The following is a 13,697-nucleotide window of genomic DNA, read 5'->3' as shown; positions in this document are numbered from 1 at the left end:
TTCAGCGGCAGCTGAAAACGTCCCCCCTCCGGCCCTCCGGGCCACCTCCCCCAGAGGGGGAGGATCTAAATAAGCGAAACCCCGGGCTTCACCGCCCGGGGTTTTTCTTTGGCCTCACGTCGCCGCGTCGAGGATGGCCTCGCGCACCAGGTCGGGGCGCTCCATCGGCAGGAAGTGGCTGGTTCCGGCCAGGGTCTCGATGCGCACGGCCTTGCCGCGCCGGGCGAAGGCGGCGCCGTCGCCGATGCGGCAGGTCGAGCCGGTCTCGGCCGCCAGGATCCGCACGGGTCCGCGGAACTGGCTGACGGCCCGCCACGGATCGTGGCCCTGGGCGGCGTAGTTGGAGGCCTCCCAGGCCGGCGTGCAGGCCAGCTCGACCTTGCCGTCGGGACGGTCCTTGAAGCCGCCGCCGACATAGTCGGCCAGCATGGTCTCGGGCCAGGTCTTGAAGGCGCCGCGACCGCGATAGGCGGCGAAGGCGGCCTCGCGGCTGTCGAACACCTCGCGCCGGCGGCTGGCGGCCTGGGCGATCGGCATGCGCTTCCAGAGGCGCCCCGAAGTCCACGGCGCCTTGGCGTAGAGGGCCACCAGCCGCGGCATGATCACCGGATCCAGCAGCACGACGCTGGAGACCTTGCCCGGGGCCTGGGCGGCGGCCAGCAGGCTGACCGTGGCCCCCATCGAGTGGCCGGCCAGCACCACCGGGGCCTGGTCCAGCGCGCGCAGCAGCGCCAGCAGGTCGTCGCGCAGGTCGAGCCACGAGCGGCGGCCGTCGGGATCGGCGGCCAGGCGGCTGTCGCCGTGGCCGCGCTGGTCGACGGCCAGCACCCGCAGGCCGGCCGACAGCGGGGCCAGCAGGGCGCGATAGGTCTGGGCGTTGAAGCCGTTGGCGTGCACGAAGACGACGTCGACCGCGCGGCTGGCCGGGCCGAAGTCCAGCGCCGCCATCTCGCCGTCGCCGGCGGGGCTGTCGATGGCGATGAAACGCCGCTTGGGCTCGCGGAAGACGGCGGCGTCCATCGGCCAGAGGTTCCTTCTTCGGCTCTTCCCGCTAACGTAGGCGCCCACAGCCCCGCCGTCCAATGGAGCCGACGATGAATCCGCTCGCCACCATCGGTTACGAGACCGACACCCAGGGCGGCATGATCGATCGGCTCAAGGCGGCCGGGGTGGAGCTGGTGGTCGACGTGCGGGCGGTGGCCTCGTCGCGCAAGGCCGGTTTCTCCAAGACCCTGCTGGGAAACAGCCTGCAGGACCAGGGCATCGGCTATCTGCACCTGCAGCCGCTGGGCACGCCCAAGGCCGGCCGCGACGCCGCCCGCGCGGGCCGCACCGACGAGATGCGGGCGATCTTCGCCGCCCATCTGGAAGAGCCCAAGGCCCAGCTGGCCCTGGCCCAGGCCACGCAGCTGGCGGGCGAAAAGCGCATTGCCCTGCTGTGCTACGAGGACGACCCGGCCTGCTGCCACCGCCGCATCGTCGCCGACCACATCCGCCAGGCGCTCAAATGCGAGGTCGTGGACCTGTGATTAAGGCGGTGCTGGCCGGTTACGAGGCCGACGGGCGGGACCTGGTCGACCGGTTCGAGGCCATAGACCCCGCCGGGCTCTACGCGCCGGTGGCCCAATTCATTCCGGCGGCGCGGGCCAGGATCGCCGACATCGGGGCCGGCACGGGACGCGACGCGGCCTGGCTGGCGGGCCTGGGCCACGCGGTGGTCGCCGTCGAGCCGGTCGCGGCCCTGCGCGAGGCGGGCCGGGCGCTGCATCCCGAACTGGCCTGGATCGACGACCGCCTGCCTGAGCTTTCCCGCCTGCGCGGCCAGCGTTTCGACCGCGTGCTGCTGAGCGGCGTCTGGCAGCACCTGGACGATCCGGCCCGCGCCGAGGCGATGCCGGTGCTGGCCGACCTGCTGGCGAGGAACGGGGTGCTGGTGATGTCGCTGCGCCATGGCCCCGGCGCGCCGTCGCGGCCGGTCTGGCCGGTGGAGGTGGAGGCGACCGTGGCGCTGGCGCGCGACGCCGGGCTGCGGCTGGTCCACCGCGCCGAGGCGGCCTCGGTGCAGGCGGGCAATCAGGCGGCGGGGGTGACCTGGACGTGGGTGTGTTTCGAGGGGCAGGGGCGATGAAGGCTCTCGTGGCCATGCTTTCGCTTCTATCCCTGACGGCCTGCGGGCGGCCTCAGGCCGAGTGCGTGGCGAGCCCCGAGGTGAGGGTGAGCATCGACGCGCGAACCTTTCGCGTTCCCACCCGCCTGCGGCCGGCGATCCTGGGCGTGGAAGGCGAGGCGCGCCTTCCGAGCAGCGCCCGTCGCGACGCGCACGGCGGATGGGCCTATTGTCAGGATGCTTCAGAGCCGCCGGCGCGCGCGACGTCGATCTCGTTCCGTCCTTCCGGCGCCGGGCTGGAGGGGGTGGACCTGTTGATCATCGGCCGGCCCGTCGCGCCGAAGCGCCTGGCTCCGTCCGCTTACCCCACGCATGAGGAGGCCGGCTTCGAGGTGACGCCGACGAAGGGGCCGATCCATGTGTTCAGTCCGGCCGGCCGCGTCTGGTCTTCACCCGTCGGCGCCTCCTGCATGCCGTTCGCGGCCGAGCCTGCGCGGGGGTCGTGCCGCGTGTGGTTCGTCACGCGAAGGGGCGCTGCGGTCACCTTCGACCTGCGCGGCGAGCCGCGCCTGGCCGAGTGGCCGCGAATGATCGCTGCGGTGGACGCCTATGTTTCCGGCCTGGAGGCGCGGGACTGACGGATGGTGACGCCTCTCCCACCGGGCGGGAGAGGCGTGCGGCCATCAGACCTGCGTCAGCTGCCACTCGCCGCGGCCGTCCTTGCAGGCGTTGTAGCGCTCGGTGGCCGGGCGCTGGCCGCGGGTCGAGATCTGGGCGGCGATGGTGCGGCACGACGGCTCGGGGCCGTAGCCGCTGGCGGTCAGCAGGCTGCTCGACACGTAGCCCGTCCCGTAGCCGCCGCGGCCGACCAGCAGCCAGTTGGAGCCGGGCACGCCGCCCAGCACCTCGACGCGCTCGCCGGCCGACAGCTTGCCGACCACGCTCTCGCTGGTCGACGGACCGGCGCGCAGGTTGGCGGTCGAGCGGACGGTGTAGTCGGCGCCGACGGCGTCGTAGCTGGCGAGCTGACGGATGTTGCGCTCGAAGCGCAGCTGGTCGCCGGCGATCGGCGGGCCGTAGGTCGAGGCCACCACGTCGATGCGGCCCGAGGCGCCGGTGCGCGGGTTGCTCCAGGCCTGTGACTGGCCGGTTTCCAGGGCCTTCTTGGTGGCGGCCTGGGCGCGGGCGGTGTCGGTCGACTGCATGCGGCAGCCGATGTACGAGCCCGCCGCCGCGCCGGCGGCCGCGCCGACCAGGGCGCCCAGACCCTTCTCGTTCTTGGCCACCTGGGTGCCCAGCAGGGCGCCGACGCCGGCCCCGATCAGGGCGCCGCCCTCCTGCTTGCCGCCGCTGGCGTCGCACGAGAACAGGCCGCCCAGCGGCTTGCCCTGGGCCAGGGCGGGGGCGGGCGCGGCCAGGCCCGCGCCCAGCAGGGCGGCGATCGACAGGGCGGCGGGGATGGACTTGCTCATGACGTGGCTCCTTGCGCGGGGCGGATCGTCGTCCTCTGGGGAAAGGACGATGCGTCCGCCGGATTTGACGTCGCCGCCGCCGCCCGTGCTATCGTTCAGGTGAACAATGATAAGGGAGGCGACGATGGGTAATGAAACACCGTCCGACTATAGCTGCTTTAAGGTAGAGGTCGAAGCGGGCGTCGCTCACCTCAAGCTGATAAGGGCGGAAAGCTTCAACAGCATGACGCGTTCGTTCTGGCGTGAGCTGCCGGCGATCGTGAACGACCTCGACGGGCGGGGCGGCGTGCGGGCCATCGTCATCTCCTCGACCGGCAAGCACTTCAGCGCGGGCATGGATCTTTCGGTGTTCGCCGACGAGGGCATCACCGGCGGCGAGCCCGTCGACCGCCACGTGGCCGCCGAGGCCTTCCGCCACAAGGTCAAGGGCCTGCAGGAGACCTTCTCGTGTCTGGAGCGGGCGCGGATGCCGGTGATCATGGCCATCCAGGGCGGCTGCATCGGCGGCGCGGTCGACTTCGCCACCGCCTGCGACATCCGCTACGCCACGGCCGACGCCTATTTCGTGATCCAGGAGATCAACATCGGCATGACCGCCGACGTGGGCACCTTCCCGCGCCTGTGCAAGCTGATCCCCGAGGGCTGGGTCAAGGAGCTGGCCTATACCGGCCGCAAGCTGCCGGCGCAGAAGGCCCTGGAGCTGGGCCTCGTCAACGCCGTGTTCGACAGCCACGAGGCCGTGGTCGCCCACGCCCTGGAGACCGCCCGCGAGATCGCCGGCAAGACGCCGCTGGCGGTGACCGGCAGCAAGGTGATCATCAACTACGCCCGCGACCACTCGGTGGCCGATACGCTGGACTATCTGGCGGTCTGGCAGTCGGGCATGCTGGCGGGGCCGCACATGGCCGAGGCCTTCGCCGCCAAGGCGGGCAAGCGCGAACCGGTCTATCCGGACCTGGCGCCGATCAAGGCGGGGATCTGACCCCGCCTCGCATCAGATCTTGCGGGTGATCTCGATCGCCTGCCAGCCGGCGTTGGGGCCCTGGCCGTCGGGGTCGAAGCTGTAGTGCACGGTGCGCCAGCCGCCGGCGTTGCTGCGATGCCAGCCGATGGCCTTCCAGCCGGCGGGATAGTTCATCACGTCGTCGAAGTCGGGCTCGCCCAGCGGCGAGCCCAGCACCGGCTCGGCCTTCAGCCGGGCGACGGTGGCGACCGGATCGGCGGGCTGCAGATAGAGGCGGCACTCGGAGGTTCCGCCCAGGTTGCTGACCATCAGCATGGCCGGGCGGCCGGCGATCGTTCCGGTGCGGATCTCCTGGATGTCGCTGGCGCCGATGCCGGCCAGCAGCGGCGGGGCGGCCTTCGGGTCCATGGCCGTCCAGCCGGTGGCGCGGGCCTTGCGGCGGATCTCGAGGTGCGAGGCCGGCGCGATGCACACGTCGCGGAAGGCCGCCAGTTCGCTGCTCAGGTTCGGCGGGGCGACGGGCTTGGAGACGGCCGAGACGGCCAGGGCCCCGCCGCCCAGCAGGGCGGCGCCGGCGGCGGACAGGGCCAGGAGGGTACGCGCGTTCATCACTCAAGGTTGAGGCGCGCCGAGGGGCCTCGTCAAGCGCCGGGATCAGCGTCCCTGCCAGATCTCCGGCCGCTGATCGAGGAAGGCCGACAGGCGGGCGGAAATCCCCTGCTGGTCGCGGGCCGAGGGGTGCCAGTCGCAGCCGGTCAGCTCCATCTCGCCCACCGGAATGACGGCCAGGCGGGTCTCGCCATCGGCCTTCAGCGCCTCGGCGACGCGGTCGACCTGGGCGGCGATCTCGCCTTCGGCGCTGGGCGGGGCCAGCAGGATCACGAAGGCCTGGGGCTGGCGGGCGCGGATGTCGCGCACGAAGCGGGCGTAGGCGGCCACGTAGTCGTCGCGCAGGGCCTGGCGGTCCTTCCACCGCTCGCCGGCCTTCAGCGGCGTGGAGAAGTCGTTGGTGCCCAGGTTGATCACCACCACCTGCGGGCGCCAGTTGTCGTCGCGGTAGCCGGGGGCGTCGCCCAGCAGGGCCTTGGGCCAGGCGATCGGCAGGGTGTCGCCGCCCATGCCGTCGAAATTGCGCACGATTCCCCGGCCCGAGATGGCGTTGACCTGGCGGTCGGCGCCGAAGCGCTGGGCGGTCAGCGGTCCGAAGGCGATGGAGTTGTCGGTGGTCATCCACACGCCGTCACCCGGGCAGGCGCGGACGTCGGAGGCGTCGCCGTAGCCGACGCTGTGGGAGTCGCCGATGAACTCGATCTGGCGACGGGGCGCGGCCAGGGGCAAGGGGAGGGACTGCGCCTGGCCGCCGTCCAGGAAGAAGCCGCCGAAGCGGGCCGGGGCGGCCTGCATCTCGTTGACGACGCTGGCGCGCACCAGATGGCGGCCGTTGGCCAGGCCCTCGATGCGGTAGAGGCCGGGGGCGGGCTTGACCAGGCGGCCGACCGGCGCGCCGTCGATGGAAAGGTGCAGGATCTGGTCGCCGGCCCCGACCTTGAACAGCACAGCCTCGCCCGCGAAGGCGGCCTCGAAGCGGGCGCTGGGCCACTGGTAGGTCCAGCCTTCCGGCCCGGCGACGACGCGGCCGCCGGCCAGGGCGGGCAGGGGCGTCAGGGCGGGCGTTTCGGGAGCGGGGGCCAGGCGCGGCTGGGCCAGCGCGAGGACGGGAACCAGGGCGGCCAGAGCCGCGGCCGTCACAAGCCCTCGAAATCCCATCGCGCCCTCCGGTTCGTATGCGAGGGCCTTCGTGTAGCGGGTGGGCGCAATAAGGAAAGTCGGAAAAGGTATTGCTCAGCCCTTGGGCGGGACGAGGCCCTCGGGAAGCTCCGCGCCGCGCAGGTCGCAGCCGGAAAGGTTGGCGCGCGACAGGTCCGCGCCGATCAGGCGGGCGCGGGCGGCGCTGGCCCCAGACAGGTTGGCGCCGCGCAGCACCGCGCGGGTCAGGTCGGCGCGCAGGGCGCGGCCCTCGCCGATGACCAGCGGTCCCAGCTTGGCGCCCGTCAGGTCGGCCCGGGCCAGGTCGGCGTCGGCCAGGCGCGCGCCGCGCAGGTCGGCCTTGCGCAGGTTGGCCCCGCGCAGGTCGGCGCCGACGAGGTTGGCGCCCTGCAGTTCGACGCCCTCCAGGTCCATGCCGAAGAAGATCGCGCCGGGGGCGGAAAGGCCGCTCAGCTTGCGGCCCTTCAGGCGGCGCAGGGGGCGGAAGTCGACCTGCGGGATGCTGGCCGCCCGACCCTTGGCGCCGCTGCTGGCGCAGAACGCCTCGTGGGCTTCCAGAAGCTCGTGCAGAGGCTGGTCGTCGACATAGATCAGCGGCGGCGGGGCGCGCAGCACCTCGGCCAGGTCGGCGTCCTCGAGATTGGCGCCGGAAGTGTCGACGCCGGTCAGCACCGCGCGGCGCAGCAGGGCGCCCGACAGGTCGGCCCCGAAGATCTCGGCGTTGGTCAGGTCGACCCGGTTCATGGTGGCGTTGTTCAGCCGCGCGCCCGACAGCGTGGCGCCCGACAGGTCGGCGTCGGTCAGGTCGGCGGCGCGGGCGAAGGCGCCCGACATCTGGGCCCCGCTCATCTTGGCGCCCTTCAAGAGGGCGTAGTCGAGGCCGGCGCCGTCCTCGGCATGGCGCAGCAGGCGGAAGCCCTCGGCCCCGTCCTGCACGGCGGTCAGCCCCTCGCGCAGGTCGCAGCCGGAGAGGTCGGCGCCCGACAGGTTGGCCCCGCGCAGATAGGCCCCGCGCATGTCGACCCGGGTCAGGCGCGCGCCGCGCAGGTCGGCGTCGCGCAGGTCCGCGCCGTACAGAACCGCCCGATCCAGCACCGCCCCGCGCAGCGAGGCCCCGGCCAGCAGCGCGCCGGTCAGGTCGGCCTCGGACAGGTCGGCGCCGTCCAGCTCGAAGTGCGACAGGTCCAGATAGGCCAGGGTCGCGCGCCGCCCGGCCGGCAGGCCCTTGAGGTACCGCGCGTGCGCCTCCACCGCGGCCTTGACGGCGGCGGCGGGAGCCTTGCGGATCAGGCTCTGCGGCGAAGGGGCGGGAAGGGGCGACATCGGTGTTTTTATCAAGTGTTCCGGCCGTTTATGCCGAAGCTCCGCTTAAGGAACGGTTTGTTTTGCGGCTGTGAAACAAGTCACAGCCAGCCTTTTCGGCGGAACCAGATCAGCGGGAACAGGGCCGCGGCCAGCATCAGCCCCAGCGCCATCGGATAGCCCTCCATCCAGCGCAGTTCAGGCATGTGCTCGAAGTTCATCCCGTAGATCCCGGCGATCAGGGTCGGCGGCAGGAACACGGCCGAGAACACCGAGAAGATCTTGAAGATCTGGTTCTGCTCGATGTTGATGAAGCCCAGCGCCGCGTCGAGCAGGAAGGTGATGTTGCCCGACAGGTAGCTGGAGTGGTCGGTGATCGACTGCACGTCGCGCTGCAGCGATTTGAGGTGGTCGCGCAGGTCCTTGTCGCCCTCGAACTGCTCGGCGAGGCTGGCGAACGACAGCAGGCGCGCCAGGCTGACCAGGCTGTCGCGGGCCTTGGCGTTGACGTTCTGGGCCCGGCCCAGGCGGCTGAGGATTTTTTCGAAGGCCGCGCCGCGCGGGCGGCTGAAGATGGTGCGCGACTGGGCCTCGACCTCGCCGGCGGTGCGCTCGAGGATGTCGGCGGTGCGGTCGACGATGGCGTCCAGCAGGCCAAGGAAGGTCTGCGGGCCGTGCGGGCACAGGCTGGGCTGGCGCTCGGCCTGGGCGGCGAACACCGAGAAGGCGCGGGGCTCGACGTAGCGGATGGTCACCAGCTTGTCGCCTGCCAGCACGAAGGTCACCGGCGCGGCCGTGGGCAGCTCGCCCTCGGCGTTGACCAGGATCGTGGCGGTCATGAAGGTGCCGCCGTCCTCCTGGTAGAGGCGCGAGGAGGCCTCGATCTCGGCCATTTCCTCGCGGGTGGGCAGCAGCAGGCCGATCGACTGCTCGACGGCCACTTCCTCGGCGCGGGTGGGGTCGACGAGCTCGATCCAGACGGCGTCGGCCGGCAGCCGCCAGTCGGGCGTATGGCCGCCCGGCTCGAAGCCCGGGGCGCCTTGTCGGAGAACTCTCAGCATGGATCGACCCGGACCTTCACCTCACGGGTGTGGCAGGGGCTTTGGGTCGCGTCAACGCACCTGGGCGTCGATCGATGCGGAGATCAGCGCGGCTGCTGGGCCTGCTTGTCGTCGCCTTGGGCGGCGGCGATCAGGGCGGCGATGCGGTCGGTGGAGTCGGCGGCCTGGTTGATCATGTCCAGCGGGTTGGCGCGGACCGACGAGGCGACCTGGTTGGCGGCCTGCTTGGCCAGCGACACGGCGGCGTTCTGGGCGAGCGCCAGCTTGCTGGTGGCCGCGGCGATCGTGATCGCCTGCTGGTTCTGATAGATGAAGCCGTGGGTCGGATAGACCGTGGTGCCCAGATCGCGGATCGGGTCGTACCAGACCTTGACCTGGCTCCAGTCGCCGGCGGGCGAGACGTCGACGACGGTGACGTCCTTCTCGACCTGGCCGCGGGCGCCGTTCATGACGGACCAGTTGGCGTGGGTGACCTGGATCACCCGGTCGGTCAGCACCTGCGAAACGAAGGCGACGTGGCCGAGGTTCATGCGGCCGGTGGGCTTGAAGCAGAGGACGGCGCCGGCCTTGGGCGTGAAACCGGTCTCGTACTTGCCGGTGGCCTGGCCCCACCAGGTGCGGGCGTCGCCGAAGATCTGGATGCCCGACATCAGGCGGGCGAAGGGGACGCACTGCCAGTACCCGTCGGCCACGGCGCTCGAGATCGGCGCGAGGCTGATCATGGCCGCAGCGGCCAGGGAACCCCAAAGGGCTCTCTTCCGTTTCGTCATGCTTGGGTACTCCCCCGCGTCACTGGGTAGGGGGATAACCCTGACGGAAAAATATGAAAAGAGTGTTTATTAGGCCACAGTGGCGGTTGCGGCCGCGCTACGGCGTCGCTTGGCCACAGATTTCATGAAGTCTCGGGCCGGCTTTTCCACCAGGTGATACGACGCCGCCGACAGTGGAACCAAGGCTGCGACGATTAACGCCCAGACGGCCAGCGGCAGTTTGTCGCCCTCTATGTTCAAGAGCTTTGCCGCGCCGTTGATCGCCAGGATCTTCCACGGGATGCAGATCATGTAAGTCGAGTAGCTGATCTCGCCCAGATACACGAACATGCTTTGCGAAGCGAAGGTCGAACCGGCCTTGGCCAGGCGCGCCAGGGATAGAATAAATCCGCCCAAAATGGTCACGATCAACGCATCGGGCGCCTGGAGCTGCACTGTAGCGAGCAGCAGGAGGCCCGCGAAAGCGGCGCCGATTCCCGCGCCGCGAAGGCTCAGGTCCTGGCTCTTCCACAGGGTGTAGAGGGCGCAGCCGTAGAAGAAGCACGGCACGATGCGCAGGGCGCCCCAGCGGATCGTGGCCTCGGTCAGCGAGAATCCGGCCAGCTTTTCGAAGGCCGGATAGAGCCCGGCGATCACCAGCAGAGCCGCGCCCAGCAGCACCAGCGGCCGTTGCCGCAGCTTCCAGGCGACGAAGGCGAAGGCCGGGAAGCTGAGATAGGCGAACCACTCGGCCGAGATCGACCACGAGGGGTGGTTCCAGCCCGACACCGGCGCGAAGCCCCAGGCCTGGACCAGCAGCAGGTTGGCCGGCAGGGCGTCCCAGGCCAGCATGTTCTTGTCGACGGCGATGCCGGCGATCCCGGCGGCGACCGCCATCAGGCCCACGCCCGCCAGGGTGAAGAGGTGCAGCGGATAGACCCGCGCCAGCCGGTTCCACAGGAAGCCGCCATAGCCGAACCGGCCCTCGCCGAAAGCCGTCAGATAGACGTGGCAGAGGATGAAGCCCGAGAGGATGAAGAAGGCCTCGACGCCCAGGTAGCCCTTGGCCACGACGCCGGGAACCGTTCCGTCCACGGCGAGGTTTGGCCAGTAGTGGTACATCACCACCCAGAAGGCGGCGAAAAACCGCAAAGCGGTTAGGGGCTTGATATGGGCGGCGTCAGGCATATCTGCTTCTTCCGTGTCCGAGTTTCGCCGCAATTCGCCGACCGCCGTTTGGCGGCCGCGGCGGGCTCTGCGGCGGGCTGGGACCTGCTCAATTCTCACTCAGCCTAACCGGGACCCATGAACGAACTCCTTCAACTCGCCACCGACCCGGGCGCCTGGGCCGCCCTCGTCACCCTGGTGACCATGGAAATCGTCCTCGGGATCGACAACCTGGTCTTCATCTCGATCCTGTCGAACCGGCTGCCGCCCGAGCATCGCCAGCGCGTGCGCCGCATCGGCATCTCGCTGGCGCTGATCATGCGCCTGGCGCTGCTGTCGACCATCGCCTTCATCGTCGGCCTGACCGCCCCGGTCTTCAATCTGGGCATCGTCGGCCCGCTGGGCAGCCACGGCGAGCCGGCCTTCGAGACGGCCTTCTCCTGGCGCGACCTGATCCTGATCGCCGGCGGCCTGTTCCTGATCTGGAAGGCCACCAAGGAGATCCACCACACGGTCGACCCCAAGCACGAGAGCGGCGACGTGCTCGACAAGACGGGCGTCGTGATCTCGAACGTCGGCGCGGCGATCTTCCAGATCATCCTCTTGGACCTGGTGTTCTCGATCGACTCGATCCTGACCGCCGTGGGCATGACCGATCACCTGCCGATCATGGTCATCGCCGTGATCGCCGCCGTGACCGTGATGCTGCTGGCCGCCGACCCGCTGGGCAACTTCATCAACGCCAACCCGACCGTGGTCATGCTGGCCCTGGGCTTCCTCTTGATGATCGGCACGGTGCTGATCGCCGAGGGCTTCGGGGTGCACGTGCCCAAGGGCTACATCTACACCGCCATGGCCTTCTCGGCCGGCGTCGAGGGCCTGAACATGCTCTCGCGCCGCGCGGCGGAGCGGAAGCACAAGAAGGAGTAGCCGCCCCTGGCGGGGCGGCCCCCTCCGGCCCTCCGGGCCACCTCCCCCAGAAGGGGAGGATCTTGAGCGCCAGAATGCTCCCCCGTTGGGGGAGCTGTCGCGAAGCGACTGAGGGGGTCTTCGCCCCGAATGAAAACGCCGCGACGGCTTGGGCTGTCGCGGCGTTTCTTTTGATCTCAATGCGCCGGAGCCGGCGGCGGCTGCCGCCTTGGGGCGCGCTGGAGCATCCCGCGGGCGATCTCCTGCTCGCCGATCAGGGCCTCGGTGGCGCCCATCTGGCCCAGCAGTTCGACGTCGGCGTCGGTGTAGGCGCGGGCGATGATGCGGGCGTCGGGATTGGCCGCGCGGGCCTGCTCGATGATCCGCGCCGCCTCGAAGGGGCTGGGCACCGCCACGAAGACGTGGGTGGCCTTGTCCAGGCCCGCCTTCATCAGCACCTCGGGGCGCACGGCGTTGCCCTGCACCACCTCGTAGCCGGCCTCGCGCAGCTCGGCGGCGCGCTCGACCTCGTCCTCGATGACCACCAGCGGCGTGCGGTTCTTCAGGCCCTCGGCCACGGCCTTGCCCACCCGGCCGTAGCCGACCAGCACCGCGTGCGGCTGGGCGGCGGCGGCCACCGGCTCGCTGGCGCCCTCCTTGGCCGAGACCTTGACCAGCGCCTTGTCCAGCCAGGCGAACAGCAGCGGGTTGATCAGGATCGACAGGATCGCGCCGGCCAGGATCAGGTCGCGACCCTCCGGCGGCAGCAGCTTCAGCGACACGCCAAGGCCCGCCAGGATGAACGAGAACTCGCCGATCTGGGCCAGGCTGACCGAGATGGTCAGGGCCACGCTCTTGGGGCGCTTGAAGGCCACGACGATGAAATAGGCGGCGACCGACTTGCCCAGCACGATGATCGCCACGGTGGCCAGCACCGCCAGCGGCTCGCGCAGCAGCACCATCGGGTCGAACAGCATGCCGATCGAGACGAAGAACAGCACCGCGAAGGCGTCGCGCAGGGGCAGGGTCTCGTTGGCGGCCTGATGCGACAGCTCGCTCTCGGCCATGATCATGCCGGCGAAGAAGGCGCCCAGCGCGAACGAGACGCCGAACAGCGCGGCCGAGCCGAACGCCACCCCAAGGGCGATGGCCAGCACCGCCAGGCGGAACAGCTCGCGCGAGCCGGTGTGGGCGATGCGATGCAGGATCCACGGGATGACCCTGCGGCCGACGATCAGCATGAAGGCGACGAAGGCGGCGACCTTGCCGATGGTCAGGGCGAAGGCGCCCAGGATGCCGCCCGAGGCGTGGGCCGGGGCGGTTCCGCCCAGCACGCCCGACAGCGCCGGCAGCAGCACCAGGGCCAGCACCATGGCCAGGTCCTCGACGATCAGCCAGCCGACAGCGATGCGGCCGCGGTCGGTCTCGATCAGCCGGCGCTCCTGCAGGGCGCGCAGCAGCACCACGGTCGAGGCCACCGACAAGGCCAGGCCGAACACCACGCCCGGCCCCCATCCCCAGCCCAGCGCCACGGCCAGGCCCACGCCCATCAGGGTGGCGGCGGTGATCTGGGCCACCGCGCCGGGGATGGCGATCTTGCGCACCGCCATCAGGTCCTTGACCGAGAAGTGCAGGCCCACCCCGAACATCAGCAGGATGACGCCGATCTCCGCCAGCTGCGGGGCCAGTTCCTGGTCGGCGACATAGCCCGGCGTGAACGGCCCGACGATGACCCCGGCCAGCAGGTAGCCGACCAGCACCGGCAGCTTCAACCGATTGGCGAGCGCGCCGAAGACGAAAGCCAGGCCCAGGCCCGCGACGATGGTGGCGATCAGCGAGGTGTGGTGCAAAGGGCCTCCTTGACGGTCATCTTTTTCGGGCGTACTCACCCATTATGGGTGACGAGCCCGTGGGATTCCAGATGCCACACGCAAAAATTCTCCTTCCTGCCCAGTGTCGGGGCGCCCGCGGGCTGCTCAACTGGTCGCAAGGCGAGCTCGCGGACAAGGCGGGGGTGTCGCGCAGCACGGTCAAGGACTTCGAGACCGAGCGCCACGCCTTGCACCATAGCACCGAAAGGCTCCTCATCGAGGCGCTGGAAGCGGGCGGCGCGGTGCTGATCCCGGGCGCGGAGACCGGCGAGCCGGGACCGGGCGTGCGGCTTAAGATGGTCGTGGACTAGGACAGAAACCTGATCGA

General features: G+C 70.4%; 15 protein-coding genes. 6 read left to right on the top strand and 9 right to left on the bottom strand.

Translation table 11 applies throughout. The annotated features are described in order from the left end of the window. Positions 1-114: 114 nt before the first annotated feature. Positions 115-1,020, bottom strand: a complete 906-nt coding sequence (locus G5B46_RS18125) for an alpha/beta hydrolase (protein WP_165261099.1) — start codon at positions 1,018-1,020, stop codon at positions 115-117. Between the two features lie 74 nt (positions 1,021-1,094). Here G5B46_RS18125 and G5B46_RS18120 point away from each other — a divergent pair, with 74 nt between their 5' ends. The 3 genes from G5B46_RS18120 (at position 1,095) to G5B46_RS18110 (ending at position 2,745) form a co-directional block, all read left to right on the top strand. Next, entirely contained in the window at positions 1,095-1,529 is a 435-nt protein-coding gene (locus G5B46_RS18120) for a DUF488 domain-containing protein (protein WP_165261097.1), read from the top strand. Further along, positions 1,526-2,128 carry a class I SAM-dependent methyltransferase gene (locus G5B46_RS18115; RefSeq protein ID WP_205691760.1) on the top strand — a complete coding sequence of 201 codons (603 nt, stop codon included), beginning with the start codon at positions 1,526-1,528 and terminating at the stop codon, positions 2,126-2,128. Before G5B46_RS18120 ends, G5B46_RS18115 begins: the two co-directional genes overlap by 4 nt. Before the next feature lie 86 nt (positions 2,129-2,214). After that, entirely contained in the window at positions 2,215-2,745 is a 531-nt protein-coding gene (locus G5B46_RS18110; RefSeq protein ID WP_165261095.1) for a hypothetical protein, read from the top strand. Positions 2,746-2,790: 45 nt separating this feature from the next. Here G5B46_RS18110 and G5B46_RS18105 read toward each other — a convergent pair whose 3' ends face one another. Beyond that, positions 2,791-3,579: an SH3 domain-containing protein gene (locus G5B46_RS18105; RefSeq protein ID WP_165261093.1), complete on the bottom strand. Its 789-nt coding sequence runs from the start codon at positions 3,577-3,579 to the stop codon at positions 2,791-2,793. A 124-nt stretch (positions 3,580-3,703) separates the two neighbouring features. Here G5B46_RS18105 and G5B46_RS18100 point away from each other — a divergent pair, with 124 nt between their 5' ends. Then, a complete protein-coding gene (locus G5B46_RS18100) occupies positions 3,704-4,561 on the top strand; it encodes a crotonase/enoyl-CoA hydratase family protein (RefSeq protein ID WP_165261091.1) in 858 nt (285 codons plus the stop codon). A 12-nt stretch (positions 4,562-4,573) separates the two neighbouring features. Here the strand turns inward: G5B46_RS18100 and G5B46_RS18095 are convergent, their stop codons facing one another. The 6 genes from G5B46_RS18095 to G5B46_RS18070 form a co-directional block, all read right to left on the bottom strand. Beyond that, the gene (locus G5B46_RS18095) at positions 4,574-5,152 is read right to left on the bottom strand and encodes a hypothetical protein (protein WP_165261089.1); all 579 of its coding nucleotides are present in this window, start codon (positions 5,150-5,152) and stop codon (positions 4,574-4,576) included. A 45-nt stretch (positions 5,153-5,197) separates the two neighbouring features. Further along, positions 5,198-6,292: an SGNH/GDSL hydrolase family protein gene (locus tag G5B46_RS18090; protein ID WP_165261087.1), complete on the bottom strand. Its 1,095-nt coding sequence runs from the start codon at positions 6,290-6,292 to the stop codon at positions 5,198-5,200. A gap of 93 nt (positions 6,293-6,385) precedes the next feature. Further along, positions 6,386-7,633, bottom strand: coding sequence for a pentapeptide repeat-containing protein (locus G5B46_RS18085; RefSeq protein WP_165261085.1), 1,248 nt, complete (start codon positions 7,631-7,633; stop codon positions 6,386-6,388). Between the two features lie 80 nt (positions 7,634-7,713). Continuing rightward, the gene (gene corA, locus G5B46_RS18080; RefSeq protein ID WP_165261083.1) at positions 7,714-8,673 is read right to left on the bottom strand and encodes a magnesium/cobalt transporter CorA; all 960 of its coding nucleotides are present in this window, start codon (positions 8,671-8,673) and stop codon (positions 7,714-7,716) included. 83 nt (positions 8,674-8,756) lie between these two features. Beyond that, positions 8,757-9,443 carry a CHAP domain-containing protein gene (locus G5B46_RS18075; RefSeq protein WP_165261081.1) on the bottom strand — a complete coding sequence of 229 codons (687 nt, stop codon included), beginning with the start codon at positions 9,441-9,443 and terminating at the stop codon, positions 8,757-8,759. A gap of 69 nt (positions 9,444-9,512) precedes the next feature. Beyond that, positions 9,513-10,610 carry an acyltransferase gene (locus tag G5B46_RS18070; protein WP_165261078.1) on the bottom strand — a complete coding sequence of 366 codons (1,098 nt, stop codon included), beginning with the start codon at positions 10,608-10,610 and terminating at the stop codon, positions 9,513-9,515. Between the two features lie 117 nt (positions 10,611-10,727). Here G5B46_RS18070 and G5B46_RS18065 point away from each other — a divergent pair, with 117 nt between their 5' ends. Further along, on the top strand, positions 10,728-11,519 hold the full coding sequence (locus tag G5B46_RS18065; protein WP_165261075.1) for a TerC family protein: 792 nt from the start codon (positions 10,728-10,730) through the stop codon (positions 11,517-11,519). Between the two features lie 176 nt (positions 11,520-11,695). On the opposite strand, the gene ybaL is transcribed toward G5B46_RS18065, so the two are convergent. Next, complete coding sequence (gene ybaL / locus G5B46_RS18060; protein ID WP_165261073.1) at positions 11,696-13,348, bottom strand: YbaL family putative K(+) efflux transporter; 1,653 nt, start codon at positions 13,346-13,348, stop codon at positions 11,696-11,698. Positions 13,349-13,419: 71 nt separating this feature from the next. Between ybaL and G5B46_RS18055 the strand changes: the two genes are divergently transcribed. Next, a complete protein-coding gene (locus G5B46_RS18055; RefSeq protein ID WP_165261367.1) occupies positions 13,420-13,680 on the top strand; it encodes a helix-turn-helix transcriptional regulator in 261 nt (86 codons plus the stop codon). The last annotated feature ends 17 nt before the right edge of the window (positions 13,681-13,697 follow it).

It is taken from the genome of Caulobacter sp. 602-2, assembly GCF_011043625.1.
In the GTDB taxonomy this organism is placed as follows: domain Bacteria; phylum Pseudomonadota; class Alphaproteobacteria; order Caulobacterales; family Caulobacteraceae; genus Caulobacter.
Note: the sequence above shows the minus strand (reverse complement) of the source record. Positions and strands in the feature narration are given on the sequence as shown.

Bases quoted from the DNA above. Each gene is read 5' to 3' on its own strand.
- G5B46_RS18105 (WP_165261093.1), bottom strand. From the start codon at position 3,579: ATGAGCAAGTCCATCCCCGCCGCCCTGTCGATCGCCGCCCTGCTGGGC.
- G5B46_RS18055 (WP_165261367.1), top strand. From the start codon at position 13,420: ATGCCACACGCAAAAATTCTCCTTCCTGCCCAGTGTCGGGGCGCCCGC.
- G5B46_RS18095 (WP_165261089.1), bottom strand. From the start codon at position 5,152: ATGAACGCGCGTACCCTCCTGGCCCTGTCCGCCGCCGGCGCCGCCCTG.
- G5B46_RS18075 (WP_165261081.1), bottom strand. From the start codon at position 9,443: ATGACGAAACGGAAGAGAGCCCTTTGGGGTTCCCTGGCCGCTGCGGCC.
- corA (WP_165261083.1), bottom strand. From the start codon at position 8,673: ATGCTGAGAGTTCTCCGACAAGGCGCCCCGGGCTTCGAGCCGGGCGGC.
- G5B46_RS18065 (WP_165261075.1), top strand. From the start codon at position 10,728: ATGAACGAACTCCTTCAACTCGCCACCGACCCGGGCGCCTGGGCCGCC.
- G5B46_RS18085 (WP_165261085.1), bottom strand. From the start codon at position 7,633: ATGTCGCCCCTTCCCGCCCCTTCGCCGCAGAGCCTGATCCGCAAGGCT.
- G5B46_RS18100 (WP_165261091.1), top strand. From the start codon at position 3,704: ATGGGTAATGAAACACCGTCCGACTATAGCTGCTTTAAGGTAGAGGTC.
- G5B46_RS18120 (WP_165261097.1), top strand. From the start codon at position 1,095: ATGAATCCGCTCGCCACCATCGGTTACGAGACCGACACCCAGGGCGGC.
- G5B46_RS18070 (WP_165261078.1), bottom strand. From the start codon at position 10,610: ATGCCTGACGCCGCCCATATCAAGCCCCTAACCGCTTTGCGGTTTTTC.
- G5B46_RS18125 (WP_165261099.1), bottom strand. From the start codon at position 1,020: ATGGACGCCGCCGTCTTCCGCGAGCCCAAGCGGCGTTTCATCGCCATC.